The organism is Metabacillus sediminilitoris (assembly GCF_009720625.1).
Taxonomy (GTDB): Bacteria; Bacillota; Bacilli; order Bacillales; family Bacillaceae; genus Metabacillus; species Metabacillus sediminilitoris.
Genome location: NZ_CP046266.1, coordinates 1,942,173 through 1,958,932, shown reverse-complemented (window position 1 = coordinate 1,958,932; position 16,760 = coordinate 1,942,173). Strand labels below are relative to the sequence as shown.

The following is a 16,760-nucleotide window of genomic DNA, read 5'->3' as shown; positions in this document are numbered from 1 at the left end:
AGTATCTTAGCATATCTCTCTGGAATATCTATGTAAGTCTTTCTTAACTAATAAAAACGGTCTTACTATTTTATCATAGCAAGACTGTTTCTAATCATTACCTTTGATGCTCTACTATCACACTATTTCAAGTTTTAAAGACTTACAGTACAGTTCCCAATCACTTTTCAAATAATTTCCCCCAAAAGCATATGGAATCTGACACAATGCAATCTGGCTGAAATTCTCTTAATTCCCCACATACCTTTCCATCTAAAGTAATAGTAGAAAAAGCATAAACTAAAAAAGACTGTTCGGTGCGGGAACACCAAACAGTCGTATATTAGCAGGTTCCCTTCAAAGGGATCAAGGTGTTAATGTAAATAACTCACCCTATTGTACTTCAACGCTCAAGGTGAGTATTTTTCGTCTCTAAAAGATATGATGAACAATACCAAACTTGCAAATTAATCATTAGCATGTCGTCTGAAATATTAAAGAATGAGGAATAACTACATGTACGAGAACACCCAACCAAAGAGCTACTCTAGTTTCTAAATAGGATACCAATCTATTAAGATTGCTCCACTATTTTAGCCAAGATCACACCGGCTGCTTCTACAGCACCGTCCGCATTTCGAAAGTCTTCAGAAAGTTTCTGCGCATTTTCCAGGTATGTTAGATACTCCAATACATCAGCTACTGCTTTAGCCAAATATTTCGGCCTGTTTCCTTCTAGTTTTACGCCTGCACCTAGTTCAGCAACCCGGTTACCTTCCCTGACTAACTTCCTCCCCTTGAAAAATCCGAAATGCAGGTACAATCGTGTCCGAAACAATTTCTTTTCCTTTTTCACGAATGAAGTCCAATTTATAATAAGCGTCAAACCTTTGGCTGATTTCTGTTTTTACCAGTTCGGGCGGAGTGACGACGATGAATTGAAACTTTAGTTTTTCGGCAACTGCGAAGATCGGATCTAGTACATGTGCAGATGCAGCTTGTCCGAATGGATTATCACAGACTAAAGGAACCCAGCTGTGATCGGTTTCGCCTTTTACGGATAGTAACATCATCATCATCACCATTCGGGCTGATAGCTTTTGCCCTCCGCTCCCATCGGATTTTGTCTTCGAACCTTGATTAATTGTCTGCCAGGTTGAATAATGCTCTCTTTTCGGTTTCCCGTACATAAAGGCATTATCTGTTCGCATATTATAGACGAGGAGCTCAGGATAGCGATTCCTGAGCGAGACGAATAAAATTTGCTCATCACTAATGAGTTGGTTTATTTCTTGGTCTAATTCTCGGTTATGATCATCAATCCGTTCAAATTGTTTCGTGATTTTGTTAATGGCCATGACGAAATGCTGCTTCAGCAGTGGTTCAATTTCTTCCGCCTTTTTAGGTAAGATGTCTTCTTTGAGCTGGACGAGCTGAAAGGAGCCTCGTTCATTTTTTAGCTTCATTTTCGCAATCATTGAGCGAATCGCCTCTGAAATACTCATCACTTTCATGCTGGCACGGCTGGCCCAGAAGTTTTGAGCATTCTCTGCCCTTTCTTTGTCGCGTTCTAATTGCTCCAAGCCACTTTGTGAAAAACGCTTCATATTTTTAACAATGCTTTGAATATGTGTATAGTGCCTTGTATCGATATGATCTAGTGTTGTTAATACTTCATTTTTAAAACGAATCTCCCAATCTTTCCCTTCAATCGTGAGCTTTAAATTGCGCAGGGATTGTTCGATTTTCGCATGTTTCTCTTGGCTTTCTTCCTGAATACTTTGATGTTCTTCACACCAGGATAAGATACATCTTTTTCCTTGGTTTTTAATTTTTTCTACATCATGTTCCGTAAATGCTGCAGCTTCTTCTTTTAGGATAACTGATAAGGTTAACAGATCTCCTTCATACCCAGTAATAGTTGTTTCTGTTTCTTTTTGACGTTTCTCCGTCTGCTTACCTTCATCTTTCGTTCGTTTCGTTTGATCTTTAATTTCGACAGCCTTTACTTCTAAGTCAAGATCTTCCCATTTTTCAGGCTGTTTTTCATGCTTTGCCACTTTTTTTCCTAGCTTGTCACGCTGTTCGGTAGCATGTTTTAAGGACGTTTCGGCTACTGTTACGGCCGTTCCTTGTTCGCGTTCTTCTTTTTCCGCTGCCTTTGTTTCCTTTTGTGCGGTTTGCAGCATATTTTCTAATATACTGATTGGTTCATCTGGTTCGTGTGCATTCTTCCAATCCTTATTAAGAACACCCAGTTTTTTCTCTAATTTCTTTTGCTGTTTTTGTTCAGTTTCTTTTTTTGCTTGAATAACGAGAAGTTCTCTAGCTTGTACTTCTTTTGATTTTTGGAGCTGTTTTAACTCTTCAATACTTCCATTGATCTCTTCTAATAAATGGAGTGATAAGCGTGGGATCTCTTCAGATGGATCCGCATGTTCATCAGCAGGAAAAAACACGTCCTCTATAAAGAAGGCGATCTCCTTTATCGTTTGTTCAGTCGTAAGCTTCCATTCTACATACGTTTGATTCCACGTGTTTTGCTGGTCAACGAAATGTTGGTGCTCTTTTCCAATTTCTTGCTGCTGGGTGACCAAGGCTTCCTTTTGTTTCTCTTTCTCTTGTTTCACTCGTTTATTTTCTTGATAAAGCGTTTTTTCACGTTCAAAAGCCTCGATTGTTTGTACATCTTTGGTAAGGTTGTCGATTCTTTGCTTTGTTTTTTGTCTTTGTTCTTTTAACTGAAGCTGTAATTCTTTTTCTTTTTGTTGTTGTGTTGTGATCTCCTGTAATTTCGTTTTCTTCGACACGAGCGCATTCTGTTCCTGATCTAACGCTTTTAAGATTTCACTTGAAAGATCGCTTGATAAAAATCGATCGATTTCTTTTAATATACGTCGCAACGAAGTTTCTGTTTTTTCAATTTCAATGAGTGTATCTTTCTTTTCTTCTATTTGTTTCGTAATCTTTATTTTCCAGTTTGTGAAATGGTTTTTATCTGTTAATAGCTCTTTTTCTGTTCCGTTTATTATCACAAAAGATGATGGGTGATGTTCATGGTTCATTTCCTCACGCATGAAAATCGGAACAGGACTTTTATACATTCTTCCTGCAAGAACCTGCTGATTAATTTTTTGCCATTGCTGCCTGCTTACGACTAACCCGTATGGAAGCAGCGGATATGTCAAAGATAAGTTCGCCATTTCCTCTGCACGCAAGGATTGAAGAAATTGTGTTCCATAAAACACATCAATGCCCGTCTTCTCATCGATCCATTCCTTTAATTCCTTGATATCTTTATTGGCAATCCAGAAGGGCTCATCATTTAATGAATGGTCGAGTTGTGTTTCCCAAAGTTCTTTTTTGATTTGTTCCCCTTGCTTTCGGTTTTCGTTCAGTAAATCTTCAATCTTGAGGGAATACTTCGAAAGAAGCGCTTGGGTTAACGGCTCAGTAACATCATCTATTAACCCATGAAGCTTATCGACTAGTTTGGATTCTTTTTGCTTTTGCTTTTCATTTGCGTCGTTTAACTGTTCCAATTTTTCTTCTGAAAACTGAATGGATTGGACAAGTGTACCATGTGATGTGGCCAATTCATGTTGCTTTTCACTAGTTACTTTCTCTTTTGCCCGCAGTTCTTCTAACATCGTCTTTTTGTTTTCAATTTGTGTCAAGAGACTCTCGACCAAACCCTTTAAGTCATAGGTTAATCGGTCACCAAATTCTTTGATAAGTGCCTCTTCCTTCGTCTCAAAGGCTTGCATTTTTGTATAAAGAACGTCGATTTCCGTAGCAGCTTGAGCAATGTCTTTTGTCTTTTGTTTGTCCTGCACAGACAGCTCCGTTCCTTTTTTCTTTAAGTACTTTTGATAGCCAACATACTGTTTAATCGCCTCTTGGAGTAATTGATAAGCATGCTTCCATTGCTTTACCGCTTCTATTTTGATTTCATCCATTCTTTGATTCACTTGCTCTAAGCCGCTATTTTGTTCCAATGTCGCGATCTGCTGGGAAAGAGAGCGAATACTTTGTTCATTTTCACTCCACTCTTTTAGTAACGTTTGAAAGGATAGCTGTTCTTTACGTTCTTGTTTATCCTTCACAATCTCAAGTAAAGAATGATGCTTATTCCTTTCCTCTACTAATTTTTTTTCCCAATCCAGGATCTCTCTGTGAGCTTTTGCATACTCTAAATTGTCTTTTTGATAGCGTAAATCTGCTTGCTTTATCGTTAATTTTTCGATGTCTTGCTCTAAAGAAAGCAGCATTTCCCTTTCTGCTTGAAGCAAATGTTCTAAAGCACCGAGTAATTGTCTTCCTTGCTTTATACTGGCTTGAACAATTTCTTTATGCTGTATCCCCTTATCTAAGTGCTCTTCAAATGGAACAATATCTTCTAAAAACTCTTTATGGGCTTGTTCTCTTTTTAAGAGAATAGGCAGGTCCTTCGCGATACTTGCCTGGCTCTTGAAAATCTCGACAAGATCGTTCTTTTGCTGTTCCGTTCGATGCAAGACTTGACTGATCGTAGGAATGATTCGTTTTTGGAACAGAGAATGATCATCCTCAGCGCCCTCAAAGTATTTCCCAACGCCGCCTTCATCCTTGTTAATGTCCTTCATGATATCCCAATCTTTGCGGTTAATTCCATATGTATCAAGGATGCGATAATGCTTCTTGTTATCTCGATAAACGTCATATCCATTCCATTTTAAATAGTCCTTTAAGCTTTCGGTTTCAGCAACCTCATCATTTTCGTAGAGTGGAATATGCTCAAGCGCTGCCTCTTCTTTCCGTTCAAATTCTCTTGTATAAAAAGTAATATTTGGTAGTACTTTTGCTTCTTGTTCCAATGTTTTCTTTTCATTTTCGCTTTCTTCACTCATCGAAATCCGCTGTTCGGCTGAAAACATTCCGCCAGTGATCAGATGACGGCGGTCACCACCGTCCAATTCCCATTGAATAACAACATGAAAAGTATACGGAATAAATTGCTCTTTATTATTAAAGAAAAATTGCTGATAATAACGATTGTTTTGTTTTCCCCACGAAGTTCCAGGCTTTAGGATTTGGAAAATCGTTTGCAGGAACACACCTTTTCCACCGCCATTCATCATCGAAATGAGGCCATTTGTTGAGGTCTCATCATTATGGAAATTGAAAGTGGTATTTTTATATTGTTTTTGCATGCCATCATACTTCAGGCCAACAATTCTAATTCGATGGATTTTCGGCATGCTCTTCCTCCTCTGTCTTCATTAACTTTTTAAACATTTCATAACGATCATAATCGTAATACAAGTATTCAATTCGATCAAAAAGCTCATTCTTAGGAATCGCTTTTGGAATATCGTCCCGATCAAGAATGACGATTAGCCCCTCCGACTCTAATAAGCGCATTGCTGTGGTAATGAATCCGATTCTCGTTCGTCGATTTCCTTTTTTAACCCCATAATCATCTGTGTCAACCTCCATGTATTTCCATGTGGTCACAACTTCCTTCATATCAATTCGTTCTTCTTCACCAAAGGTAGGTTGTGTTTTAAGAATACTGTCCCAATTCATCACAAGATCGTTGACTTGGCGTTCTAATGCGTAGAAACTAATCCCTTCCCGCTGTGTGCGGATTTTTGCAGCCTGATTGCGGTCGATGCTAGCTAAAAAGGACATAATAACCACACTAATCAGATGAAAGTGTTTTTTTGTTTCGATTTGGCGATGCTTTTCTTTCATATGGGTGAAATTTGTCGCAAACACGGAGCCTGTTGGCTGGACGACTAATTGAATCCGTCTAGGTGATTCAATGATATATGTCCCTGATTCATCTGCTAATAATAAAACTGTCTGTCTAACTTCCGGATCAAAATACGTCTGGAAGTGTTCACTTGTTTCGCCGATTACTTTCTCTTTTAATAACGAAAAATAGACAGCAGAAGCTTTTTTGATTATTTCTGCATTCATCCATTCTCCTCCTGAACACATATTTTAAAAGGGGTCATTTTCATCTGATGCCATAGTATTGGCTTGGCACGATGATCAAACTGTGTAAAAATCTTCAAGCCTTCAAACATTTGAAATTGCGGATATTCGTTCATTAGTTTATAAAGAAGAATCTCTCTCTCGTCGCTGATTGTTTCTTCCTTCCGGTGCAGCACTTGAACCTTCAGCGGCTTTTTATCAAACATCATCCATAAATCAATTGTTTCCGATTCTTCAAACCATAAATCCTGCACTTCTGATGGCAGCTTAGCTAAATCTGCTAACGAAAACTCTCTGTATGTTTGTAAATATTGAAACACATAACTCCAAGCCTTCATAATAGAATCCCAGTTTGTCACTCGCTTACGAGGAATGCTTTCTTCTTCCTCCTCTTCAACGACGGGATCCGCTACTTGTGTTTCATTAAATTCTTGTTCGCCCCATATCCAATCAAGCGGCAAAATAAATTCGTTCTTTGGTGAAAATAAAGGAGAAAGCACGCTTTCGATCACCTCGAAACTTTGAACGCCTTCCTTCTTAAACCAATTTTCATAAAAATGCTCGCGAAAGGAAACGATGCTGGTCTCCCAAAACAAAGATGGGTTTTCCGCTTTTAATTTCATCTCATAAGAAATATTCTGAATGACCAGCTTGGCGAGACGGTCATGCAATTGCCTTGTATGGCCAATTTTTTCTTGGAGAAGAATCAATTCTTTCTGTATATAATCATCTTCTTCATTTCTTCGTATCGTTTTTTCGATCATGCTAGTAATGGTACGGAAATGATTTTTTTCTTCTTCAAATTGCTTTTCAATTTCAGCACGATTGTCGGCCCTTTGCCATTCCTCTTCAAACAATAGGATTTTAGGATTGTTGATCATTTCCTTTTGGAAAGTGAATTCTCTTGCCATTAAGCGGTTGACACGTGAAATGAGGTGATCGAGGTTTCGAGTAGCTTTTCTGAAATTACCATTTTTAATCAGCTGCATACTATAGAGTTGTTCGATTGTGATCGAGAATTCCTCAGCCATTTCCCTGCTCATAAAAATCATTTCCTGAGCGACATCTGTGAGTTTATAAACAATGGATCCGCCCATCTCTAAATTCGTGTATGCTTCATCCATTGTCACATATCGGAATGTTTGTGTCTCCCATGATTGTCTTAGTTCATCGTAATATAAGGCTTCAAACGCTTTACTATACTCTTCTTTTCCCTGATATAACAGCCCGCTTGTCATTCGATCAATTTGCTTATCATCTGCTAAAAGCTTCATTTGCTTAATAGCGTCTTCCACCATATACTTGATATCGATCTTTCGTCTATGATCATCATCATTTAGTTCTTTATAAAAGATTGCCAGAAGCACTTGCATGAGAATCGTTTGGATATGAGGCTTAAGCTCTCCTACTTCCATTCCCCTGCCAAGCTCAAACAGTGGATTCAATCGTTGCATTCGCTGGGCGAATCCTTCCCATGATTCGTTCACATCCATCTCCTCCATGTTTCAATTGTTAAGACTTCTTGTGGGATCCGCTTATTTTCTTGCCATAATTGCAGGAGCAGCGCTTGTTCTTCTTCAGTAAACCACTGAAAGAATAAATCACGGTATTTACTATTTTGTGTTTGCCCGATTTTCTGGTCATTCCTTTGTTCTAGACAATCGAGCATTTTGCGATAAATTTTCAAGGCAGGCTGAATACTACAATCCGGATATTTTTCGATTAGTCGAATGAAGATTCCATATCCAGCAGCATCCAGATCCCCTGCGTAATAGAAAAGATAGGATTTTAGCGGAAACATTCGAAAGAAAAAGGAAAAGCTCCGTTCAATTTTAGTCCCTTCCCCATAAATGATAAGTTCAGGTTCATAATCGAGTTGGTTGTCTTCCAATAATTTAATAGAAGTATGAAAGAATGAGAGATTTTCGACGATAAGTACTCTCTTAATATCTTTCATTTCCTTCCCTTGTTTCATCCAAAATACAAAAGGCTCTCCGTAGTTCACCACTTTCAGCTGGTCTTCGGTTATCCCAATTCTTGCTAAAAAGCCTTTACCATCAGGGAATAAATCACTATCTATTAAGAATTTTTCATGGCCGAAGAGCTCCAGGCTTCGTTCTTCTAATGACACGATGTCACGCTCTTGACTAGATTGTAGAAACGTATATATATGTAGTATTCGCTCCCATTCGTCTTTCGTTTGCCATTGGGGATACCGTTCATAATAGGAAAAATCAAACTGATCATTTAATTTCATCATCTCGAGGCGATCCCATTTGGTTGTCTGAACTTTCGTATTCACCCAGTAAAATAATGGAAGAGCTGGTATTCTTCCATTGTATTGATTATTTTGAATTGGAATTAATTGTTCTTCCGCTTGCAATGTTTCGATTGCTTGATAAAACAACGAATAACCGTCCATTTCAAAATAATCATCTAAAAGCTTACGCAACTGAAGCTCTAAATCGTTTATATTTATTTTCTTTTTTTGGTTAGGGTGTTGAATGTCTTCAATAAAACCTCTCACCCGTGTTTCAATGACATCGATGATATTCACCTACTTACATCTTCATAGTGTAATAGATATAGACTTCTCTTATCCAATTTGAACACCATTCATTATAAACTAATTGGTGTATTGTTTGTAAATGAAATTACTTTGATATAATGACCAGCAGCTGATCAGCAAGAACAAGAACTAGAAGATCTGAAGTGGAATGCAATATTTAACAAATTAATATGGATATATAAATAGGAAGGAAATCATAAAAAAAATGGGAAGGTTCATGGTGTTGGAAAAATAAAAGAACCGTCCCTTTGTTTCCAAGTGAAGGACCAGCCTTCTTTACCCTTAAAGATCCAGATGGTCATCAGATTTTGGTAGATTAACATGTATACAAAAGGAATAACGATACAAGGAACACCAAACAGGCTGGGAAAATAATTTGGTAAACAGAAATATAATGCGCTTTCTCTTACGTCAATAACTGACTCTGTCAATACCAAATGAAAAGCACATCACTATTAATAAGTGATGTGCTTTTTATTGGTCATATCCGTCATTTTAAAACGCCTCATATGCAGCAGGATCTTGATTTTATCCTGAAATTGCACTTTGTTGATGCGATTCTTTACATCTCGAGCATAAAGTTACATCTTTACCTATGAGAATAAACCCTTGTAAAGGAAATGACTTTTAGAATTGGATGTTCTACAAAAGTATCGCCGATTTCTGAAAGATCAGCAACATAAGAGGAATGCGCCTCATTCATTTGTTAATCTACTTATCTCTTTCCCATTCATTCCCTACTACAACTGGATTAGTTGGATACGAAATCCAATCGCTCCAGCTCCCGGCGTATAGCTTAACATTAGAGTATCCTGCTTCTCTGAGACCCAAAATATTTGGACATGCTGAAACTCCTGATCCACAATAAACGATTACTTCTTTAGATAATGGAATGTCAGAAAAATGAGTGATCAGCTCTTCTCTTTCCTTCCATCTTCCCTTTTCGTTCAAGACGTTCTTCCAAAAATAATTCTTTGCACCTGGTATATGTCCGGCTACAGGATCAATCGGTTCAAATTCGCCAAGATAACGCGGGTTCTCTCTTGAGTCGATTAAGATTGTGTCTGTTTGATTAAGCTTTTTCTTTACTTCTAAATGATCCACCCATTTCCAATCATTGTTTATTTGTGGAAGTAAAGTTATTGGTGCAGGATTTGGAACGACAGTCGTCAATAAGTTGATTTCACTTGTCCATTTTTTCCATCCCCCATCCAATACAGCTGCATCAGGTACTCCTATGTAGTTTAACAGCCACCATAGCCGTGAGGCATTCATTCCTCCTTGATCGTCATAGATAACTACTTTGGAATCATTGCTTATTCCTAGTTTACCAAGCGTTTTTGCCAATATGTTTATATCGGGTAATGGATGACGCCCTCCATGTTTTTCAATTTTCGCTGAAAGATGTTTCTCAAGGTCAACATAAACAGCACCAGGTAAATGTCCCTCTAAATAATGTTTATACCCTTCCTCAGGTTCGCTCAAATTAAATCGTGTATCTACTATAACTAGCTTTTTATTTTCTCTTTTCATTTCACCAGCAAGCCATTCTGCACTTACAATATACTGCATATCCATTCTCCTTATCTAAATTAATTTAGTACTTTCATTAGACTGTATACAAATTTAAAATCGTTTTGACTATGAACTTTTACAAATTTCGTTAATATGTGAATAAGATTTTTAGAGTCAAAAAATAACTATTAGATTGAAAATATTATATAATAATCGACTTTTCATAGCATAATTAAATGTAACTATATTTCTTTTAAATTAAAAATTCCATGCTCTTTCAACTAAATTAGTATTATGTTGAAAGAGTGGAAATCAAAAACTACCCCTCTTTTCTAAAGATAAAGGGCGTCCTTTTAGGGACACCCGCTATTTCTATATTAATCTATTAATCAATAATGTACGAAGTAGTAATAACCATCAGCTTCACCCGAAGCAGTTTTTCTTGGAATATAAGCGTAAGCTGATTTACTATACAAATATCCATCCCAGTTTGAATACTTTTCAATGTACCGGAAGTTTTCTTTAAGTATGGCTTAAACCCAATATATCCTGTGTCACCTTTTGAAAGTGTGAAAGAATATGTACTAGTGTCAGAAGCGCTACTAGTCCAAGTAAAGCCAGCGTTTGCCTTAATAGCAGATCTTTCTGATGATGCTGAAACACTATAAGAAGCAGATATTGTCACACTAACGGCTTTTGAAATACTACAAGAAGTTGTAGTACAACCTATGTCTGCTGTCACCTTTCTAGTGCTACCAGTCACTTTGCTAATAGTGGCCGGATAGTATTTCCAGTATTCATAGTAATCCATCGTTGTAAAGCCACCATCTGAATCATCAGTATACAGGCCTTCAGTTTCAACCTCGCCACCCTTAGAATTTTGAGTTTCATATTCTTCTGTTGAAGCTGGAACTAATTGCCCATCTACTTCTTTAAGAGGTGTGACATACTTCCCTAGTGATTCATCATAGATTGCTTTTTTCTTGTCAATCTTGACAGTTTTAGTAGTACCCTCTGGCTTTGCAACTGATGAAGACTCTGCGAATACTACTAGAAAAACAATACTTAAGCTTAAGACAGTAAGAAACGATTTAAGATATTTTCTCATATACTTCCTGCTTTACCAGAATTATCACATCTTTAGTCTAATTCAGTAAAGGTACTTATGCTTTATTTAGTAGGCTCTATATAGAAATATATCCCGGTTTTTTTGTCGATTGCAGGGCTTACTTCACTAGTTGATGTTTTAACAATAGGACTTTGGTCTTCGCTTACTCCGATATAAATTGTAAAACTCTTTCCTGATTGTGTTGTTGTTCCCCAATTTATCTGAGAGAAATATTTTTTAACTTTATTATTTTTAACAAGGACATCTTGATCAGGGTCATACCAAGCATATTTTCCATCTTGTTCACTTATGCTTGATACTCCTACTCCCAAGCCTTCCTCTAATTGTTTCTTATAAATAACAAATGTTTCTCCGTTTTCACTAACTTCCCCTATGATGTCTTCTTTTTTCATCTTTTCTTCTTTAATGCCATGATCAATTGTTTCTTCTTTGGTTTTAAACCATTTCAATTCACTGGCTTCATCATTCGCTAATGCAGAACATCCTGTAAGTGCAAGCATGGCTATTGCAAAAGTTAGTACAACTTTCATTTTAAACTTCCCCCTTTTAAGAAAAGGTGTAATATATACATAATACATTCGGCTTGAATAAAACTTACAATATATAGAAAATATTTTCTTACAGTACAAGTTTGCACTTTTTCATACAAAGGGTTTTATTAAGAATGTAAGTTACCTCACAAGTTTAACACCTTCACACCTCCCGTGAATATTAACTTGAATAAGCCTATCTATATTACCTAGTTATCATTATTTTCCTCCCTCATTTGAAGAAGGCAGCCACCCGGCTGTCTTTTTCTTTTGATAAACATTACAGAAAGAAGGTTTTGCTGTGAAGAAAAATAAGAAAAAGAAAAGCATTGGTGAAATGACAAACAGCCGTATGACTTGGGGAATCAATCCTACAACTCGTGTAGTTAAGAATAAAAAAGGAAAAGGCTCTTACTCTCGTAAAAATTTAAAGGTGGTGTAATTATGACTAAAAGTATTTTGTGGTTCACTGGTCACTACACTAACGAATTCTGTAAACAAAAAGCAGTTGAAATTAAGGAAAAAATTAAAACTGGTGATGAAGATTACAAAGATTATGCAGCGGTTAGGATCGTCGATAAGGTTTTGGATTATGATAAAGACAACAACCTTAGACAATACAATAGATTAAGATTGGTTTATAAATAAAAAGGAGCAAAACCGTTATGGTCTGCTCCTTCTTTTTATATTGTTTCTAATGCTTCGTGGCGATAAGGTAATTCAATCTCTCTTAAGATTGGTACATTGTCCCCTGCTGTTTTTAGAATCGTTTTTACATATACTGCTTAAATTGGTTGAAAGATATCAGTTGAGAAATCAAACTGCTCTGTCAGCCCTTTATCGAAGTACAATTCGTGCTTTACTGTGTAATCATTGAATGGCGGGCATCCAACCGGAACCGTTACTTTTGGTGCATTTACATTTATCGGATCATTTATTCTTCACTAGCAAAGCTAAGTACTAACATATTAAATAAGCAAAAAAACCCTTTGGGTTTCAGCTTCCTCAATCTCAGCCAACACGATAAAGATCCTGATCACCTGCTAAAGCAAAACAAGGATCATTATAGTAAACAACCTCGGTAAGAACCTTACAGCCTTTTATTTTTTCAAAAGCTGCCCTGGCCTCTTCTTCAGTGTCAAATTCGAACATTGTATTTGTTTGTTTTGAATAAACAGTTATAACCCACATAAAATTCCCTACCTTTAGAAGTTAACTTTTCCCCTTTTCATAGATTTAAAGGGAAATGCACAATATATTTATCGCTACAGAAACGTAAAACTTTAGATATATTTCTTATTCCAAACATATAACATATTACTACTTCACTTTTTATTTTTCAATATCAAGTTGATACGTTTCTAAAAACTTTGTATTAAAATCCCCGTTTACAAATGCCTCATGCTCCAGTAATTTTAAATGAAAAGGAATCGTTGTGTTAATTCCTGTAATGATAAACTCATTCAGAGCACGCTTCATTTTTTCAATTGCTTCTTCCCGGTCTTTCCCCAAAACAATGACTTTTGCGACCATTGAATCATAAAAAGGAGAAACGGTATATCCAGGGTAAACCGCACTGTCGATACGGACCCCAAAACCACCAGGTGGAAGATACATATCCACTTGACCAGGAGATGGCATAAAGTTTTTTGCCGGGTTTTCTGCATTTACTCGACACTCAATTGCCCAGCCTTTGATATGGATATCACTTTGGTTGAATGAAAGTGGATAACCTGCAGCAACCGAAATTTGTTCCTTAATAAGGTCAATTCCTGTGACAAGTTCTGTTACCGGATGCTCTACTTGAATACGTGTATTCATTTCCATGAAATAAAATCGGCCATGTTTATCTAGAAGAAATTCGACTGTTCCAGCGCCGTGATAATGAACGGCTTCTGCTGCCTTAACAGCGGCATCGCCCATTTCTCTTCGCAATTCTTCGTTAAGAGCAGGTGATGGTGACTCTTCAACAAGCTTTTGATGCCTTCTTTGGATTGAGCAATCTCTTTCTCCTAGATGGACGACATTCCCGTATTGATCAGCTATGATTTGAATTTCCACATGGCGGGGTTCTTCCAGATATTTTTCAAGATACACACCTGGATTGCCAAAAGCCGTTTCTGCTTCCTGTTGAGCCTGGCGAATGGCTTTATTCAGCTCGTTTTCATCATAAGCTAATCTCATGCCTTTACCGCCGCCCCCGGCAGTTGCCTTTACAATGACTGGAAACCCAATTTCGCTTGCAACCAGCAGTGCTTCGCGATCATCTTCAATTAACCCATCTGTACCGGGAACAGTTGGGACCCCTGCTTGTTTCATCGTGTCTCGTGCTACTGCTTTTGCCCCCATTTTGTTGATCGCTTCTGGATCTGGGCCAATAAAAACAAGATTGCATTTCGCACATATTTCCGCAAAGTCAGCGTTTTCGGCAAGAAAACCATATCCGGGGTGAATCGCATCCACTTTCGTGATCGTAGCCACACTGATTAAATTAGGGATATTCAAATAACTGTCCTTCGCAGCTGTTTTGCCAATACAATAAGCTTCATCCGCTAGCATGACATGCAAAGCTTCCTTATCTGCTTCTGAATAAACAGCTACTGTTTCAATTCCCATTTCCCGGCAAGCTCTGATAATACGAACAGCAATCTCACCTCGATTGGCAATTAGGACTTTTTTAAACATGTTGATTTCTCCTCTTTATCAAATTATTAATCTTTTAGCTTATGAATCTTTTTTAATTACGATCAAAGGCTGTCCGTACTCAACAATTTGTCCATCTTCTACTAAAATATCGACAACTTCCCCACTAACTTCTGCTTGAATTTCATTAAACAATTTCATCGCCTCTAGAACACAGACCACTTGAACTCCGTTAACTTTTGTTCCGACCTGCACAAAAGGATCAGCATCCGGATTCGCACGAGTATAAAAAGTTCCGACCATTGGAGATAGGATTTGATATTCTTCCACTTCGTTTTGTTCGAGTGTTGTTTCTACATGTTTCGTCTCTTCTTCTTTAGCGCTTAAAGGTTTTGAATTTATTTTATGAGAAGCTTGCACTCCCTCAACTTTTTCTGAAAGGTTGGGATAATCCGTTTCTTTTTCGATCTCAACTTTCATTCCTTCATACTCATATTTGAATTTTTTTATTGAATATTCATCAAGAGTTTTCATTATTTCTTTTATTTCATTCATATTTATCATGGTAAATCCCCCTTACTTATCTCTTATAGTGGCGATTCCTTTTCAATTTTAAATAAAATGCTAACTTTCAATTCTTCCATTCTTTGTTCTTCTTTGAGATAGAGCTGCTCTGCCTCTTCTAATGTTATTTCTTTAAATCGAATGTTTTCACCAGGTTTTAATTGCGCAATAATGGGAAGATCAACAGTTGCGACATGGGCGATTCTTGGATACCCTCCAGTTGTCTGCCGGTCAGCAAGAAGGATTATCGGATTTCCATCTTGCGGTACTTGAATCGTTCCGTGTGATACAGCCTCAGAAAGAAGTTCAAATGATTCCTCTAGCTCTAATAAAGGACCTGACATTCGGTACCCCATACGGTCAGATTTTGGTGTAATTTGAAAATTTTGATCAAAGAATTGTGATTGGCTAGATTGAGTGAACCGATCAAACTCTGCTCCACGTATGACACGAATCATAGAGTCTTGTATCGTTTTCGTAAAATGTACTGGGTTGACATACCAAGCAGTGGCTATAAATAAACGGGACTGGCATTTACTTTTCAAGTGTTGAAAAAGGGAATTTATTTTTTGCGGTAAATGATTACTGTGTAACGTATCCCCGGTTTGTAAAGCACGCCCTTCATATCCGCCGATTCCGCCTCTTAAATATGTACTTTTGCTGTTCATCACTTCTGGAATAGCAAAACCACCGGAGACTGCTACATACGATCGGCTGCCTGACTTGCATGCCTTAAATTGAAGAACACTCCCCTTTTTAATATAAACAGGCCGCCATTGCGGGACAGCTTCTCCATCAATAACAGGAGATAAGTCTCCACCAGTAATCGAAATTAATAAGTCTTCCTCAAATAATAATGAAGTCCCCATAAGTGTAACTTCTATAGCAACTTCTCCTTCTTCATTACCAACTAACAAATTAGCGATACGAAGAGAAGCACTATCCATTGCACCACTAATAATGACCCCGTATTTTTGAAAACCATATCTTCCCAAATCTTGCATGCTGGCAAGTAAACCAGGACGAATCACTTTTATACTCATATCGTTTTCTCCTTGTATGCTTGATATTCTTCAAGAGAAATAGGCACGAACTTTACAATGTCACCTGATTGGAGAAGTGTAGGGGGATTTTCATTTGGACAAAAAAGTTCAAGTGGTGTACGGCCAATTAATTGCCAGCCACCAGGTGTTGATATCGGATAGACACCTGTTTGCATCCCAGCAATTCCGACTGTTCCTTCAGGTATCGATAAACGAGGAGAATGGCGACGAGGTGTCGCAATTTCTTCTGACATCCCACCCAAATAAGGGAATCCAGGGGCAAATCCAATCATATAGACGAGATATTCTCCTTTTGAATGAATATCTACAACTTCACTTGTTGATAGATGATGATACTCTGCAACGGCTTCTAAATCCGGACCAAACTCTCCTCCATAACAAACAGGAATTTCAACAATACGCTGCTTAGCTTCTTTCATCTCTTCAAGATTCATTAGGATCTCTTTAAGAATCGCGCAAACAATTTTATAAGGTGAAATATTCTTCTCTACGGGATTCACATCTTTTTTGTAGGAATGATGAACCAGCAATGGATGATAAAAAACGGTCACGCTTGTAAAAGCTGGAACACATTCAATAAAACCCTGAAAGGATTTTTTATCAAGATGATCGACTAACCCTTTCACTTTACGGTGTATCTCAGGATTAATTTCCGTACCAAATTGGACACAGATTGATGAATCTCCTATTGGTTTCATTTCAATATTTGTTTTTCCATCGAAAATGGTTTGAAGCATTTGATCACCTCTTATCCGTTTTTCGGAACTATCGTTTTATTTATCGGA

14 protein-coding genes are annotated in these 16,760 nt (G+C 37.5%); 2 read left to right on the top strand and 12 right to left on the bottom strand.

All coding sequences use genetic code 11. The features are described 5' to 3' along the window. Nucleotides 1-749: 749 nt before the first annotated feature. From GMB29_RS09400 to GMB29_RS09370, 7 genes are all read right to left on the bottom strand, one after another. The gene (locus tag GMB29_RS09400; RefSeq protein WP_136356567.1) at nt 750-5,219 is read right to left on the bottom strand and encodes a hypothetical protein; all 4,470 of its coding nucleotides are present in this window, start codon (nt 5,217-5,219) and stop codon (nt 750-752) included. Continuing rightward, nucleotides 5,197-5,943 carry a DUF6063 family protein gene (locus tag GMB29_RS09395; RefSeq protein WP_136356569.1) on the bottom strand — a complete coding sequence of 249 codons (747 nt, stop codon included), beginning with the start codon at nt 5,941-5,943 and terminating at the stop codon, nt 5,197-5,199. The genes GMB29_RS09400 and GMB29_RS09395 overlap by 23 nt, the downstream gene beginning before the upstream one ends. Beyond that, complete coding sequence (locus GMB29_RS09390) at nt 5,940-7,454, bottom strand: hypothetical protein (RefSeq protein ID WP_227551637.1); 1,515 nt, start codon at nt 7,452-7,454, stop codon at nt 5,940-5,942. Before GMB29_RS09390 ends, GMB29_RS09395 begins: the two co-directional genes overlap by 4 nt. Further along, nucleotides 7,445-8,518, bottom strand: a complete 1,074-nt coding sequence (locus GMB29_RS09385; protein ID WP_136356573.1) for a Wadjet anti-phage system protein JetD domain-containing protein — start codon at nt 8,516-8,518, stop codon at nt 7,445-7,447. The genes GMB29_RS09390 and GMB29_RS09385 overlap by 10 nt, the downstream gene beginning before the upstream one ends. 723 nt (nt 8,519-9,241) lie before the next feature. Continuing rightward, complete coding sequence (locus GMB29_RS09380) at nt 9,242-10,102, bottom strand: sulfurtransferase (RefSeq protein ID WP_136356575.1); 861 nt, start codon at nt 10,100-10,102, stop codon at nt 9,242-9,244. 328 nt (nt 10,103-10,430) lie between these two features. Beyond that, on the bottom strand, nt 10,431-11,153 hold the full coding sequence (locus tag GMB29_RS09375; RefSeq protein ID WP_136356577.1) for a DUF6060 domain-containing protein: 723 nt from the start codon (nt 11,151-11,153) through the stop codon (nt 10,431-10,433). Nucleotides 11,154-11,215: 62 nt separating this feature from the next. Continuing rightward, nucleotides 11,216-11,704: a hypothetical protein gene (locus GMB29_RS09370; RefSeq protein ID WP_136356579.1), complete on the bottom strand. Its 489-nt coding sequence runs from the start codon at nt 11,702-11,704 to the stop codon at nt 11,216-11,218. A 301-nt stretch (nt 11,705-12,005) separates the two neighbouring features. Between GMB29_RS09370 and arfA the strand changes: the two genes are divergently transcribed. Both arfA and GMB29_RS09360 read left to right on the top strand, forming a co-directional pair. Beyond that, a complete protein-coding gene (gene arfA, locus GMB29_RS09365) occupies nt 12,006-12,146 on the top strand; it encodes an alternative ribosome rescue factor ArfA (RefSeq protein ID WP_227551634.1) in 141 nt (46 codons plus the stop codon). A gap of 2 nt (nt 12,147-12,148) precedes the next feature. Continuing rightward, nucleotides 12,149-12,352: a hypothetical protein gene (locus GMB29_RS09360; RefSeq protein WP_136356581.1), complete on the top strand. Its 204-nt coding sequence runs from the start codon at nt 12,149-12,151 to the stop codon at nt 12,350-12,352. 363 nt (nt 12,353-12,715) lie between these two features. Here GMB29_RS09360 and GMB29_RS09355 read toward each other — a convergent pair whose 3' ends face one another. The 5 genes from GMB29_RS09355 to pxpB form a co-directional block, all read right to left on the bottom strand. Beyond that, a complete protein-coding gene (locus GMB29_RS09355; RefSeq protein ID WP_136356583.1) occupies nt 12,716-12,895 on the bottom strand; it encodes a hypothetical protein in 180 nt (59 codons plus the stop codon). 141 nt (nt 12,896-13,036) lie between these two features. Continuing rightward, complete coding sequence (gene accC / locus GMB29_RS09350; protein WP_136356585.1) at nt 13,037-14,389, bottom strand: acetyl-CoA carboxylase biotin carboxylase subunit; 1,353 nt, start codon at nt 14,387-14,389, stop codon at nt 13,037-13,039. Nucleotides 14,390-14,428: 39 nt separating this feature from the next. After that, complete coding sequence (accB, locus tag GMB29_RS09345) at nt 14,429-14,911, bottom strand: acetyl-CoA carboxylase biotin carboxyl carrier protein (protein ID WP_227551631.1); 483 nt, start codon at nt 14,909-14,911, stop codon at nt 14,429-14,431. Nucleotides 14,912-14,934: 23 nt separating this feature from the next. Next, the gene (locus GMB29_RS09340) at nt 14,935-15,954 is read right to left on the bottom strand and encodes a 5-oxoprolinase subunit C family protein (RefSeq protein ID WP_136356587.1); all 1,020 of its coding nucleotides are present in this window, start codon (nt 15,952-15,954) and stop codon (nt 14,935-14,937) included. Further along, on the bottom strand, nt 15,951-16,712 hold the full coding sequence (gene pxpB / locus GMB29_RS09335) for a 5-oxoprolinase subunit PxpB (RefSeq protein ID WP_136356589.1): 762 nt from the start codon (nt 16,710-16,712) through the stop codon (nt 15,951-15,953). The genes GMB29_RS09340 and pxpB overlap by 4 nt, the downstream gene beginning before the upstream one ends. Nucleotides 16,713-16,760 lie beyond the last annotated feature (48 nt).

Coding starts and splice junctions, on each gene's coding strand:
- GMB29_RS09370 (WP_136356579.1), bottom strand. CDS start 11,704: ATGAAAGTTGTACTAACTTTTGCAATAGCCATGCTTGCACTTACAGGA.
- GMB29_RS09390 (WP_227551637.1), bottom strand. CDS start 7,454: ATGGATGTGAACGAATCATGGGAAGGATTCGCCCAGCGAATGCAACGA.
- GMB29_RS09380 (WP_136356575.1), bottom strand. CDS start 10,102: ATGCAGTATATTGTAAGTGCAGAATGGCTTGCTGGTGAAATGAAAAGA.
- GMB29_RS09375 (WP_136356577.1), bottom strand. CDS start 11,153: ATGAGAAAATATCTTAAATCGTTTCTTACTGTCTTAAGCTTAAGTATT.
- GMB29_RS09395 (WP_136356569.1), bottom strand. CDS start 5,943: ATGAATGCAGAAATAATCAAAAAAGCTTCTGCTGTCTATTTTTCGTTA.
- pxpB (WP_136356589.1), bottom strand. CDS start 16,712: ATGCTTCAAACCATTTTCGATGGAAAAACAAATATTGAAATGAAACCA.
- GMB29_RS09400 (WP_136356567.1), bottom strand. CDS start 5,219: ATGCCGAAAATCCATCGAATTAGAATTGTTGGCCTGAAGTATGATGGC.
- accB (WP_227551631.1), bottom strand. CDS start 14,911: ATGATAAATATGAATGAAATAAAAGAAATAATGAAAACTCTTGATGAA.
- accC (WP_136356585.1), bottom strand. CDS start 14,389: ATGTTTAAAAAAGTCCTAATTGCCAATCGAGGTGAGATTGCTGTTCGT.
- GMB29_RS09340 (WP_136356587.1), bottom strand. CDS start 15,954: ATGAGTATAAAAGTGATTCGTCCTGGTTTACTTGCCAGCATGCAAGAT.
- GMB29_RS09360 (WP_136356581.1), top strand. CDS start 12,149: ATGACTAAAAGTATTTTGTGGTTCACTGGTCACTACACTAACGAATTC.
- GMB29_RS09355 (WP_136356583.1), bottom strand. CDS start 12,895: ATGTGGGTTATAACTGTTTATTCAAAACAAACAAATACAATGTTCGAA.